The sequence below is a fragment of the Mesorhizobium sp. M1A.T.Ca.IN.004.03.1.1 genome, from assembly GCF_003997555.1.
Lineage (GTDB): Bacteria > Pseudomonadota > Alphaproteobacteria > Rhizobiales > Rhizobiaceae > Mesorhizobium.
Window position 1 is genome coordinate 1 of sequence record NZ_RZTV01001197.1, and the last position, 231, is coordinate 231.

At 62.3% G+C, this 231-nt stretch carries 1 pseudogene; it reads right to left on the minus strand.

Annotated elements, in window-relative coordinates:
• Positions 1–231: pseudogene (locus EOD29_RS35475) on the minus strand (cytochrome P460 family protein); the annotation flags it as partial.

Sequence of the window (231 nt, forward strand, 5' to 3'; positions counted from 1 at the left end):
GTCGCCGGTGCGACGGTCTTCGTCATAGTCGCCGCCCCAGCCGGAGCCCTTTTCCATAACGAAAGTGCGATAGACTTGCCCGTCGCGGTAATCGACCAGCACGAAATGCGTGCCCGGCGGAACAGGCTGCCCGCTCTTCACCGCCTGGATGGCTTCCTTCGTCGTCATGATGTGCTCGGTCACGTTGCCGCGTCTGACGGTGGTGTAGTGAACGAGACCGGCCAATTCGGG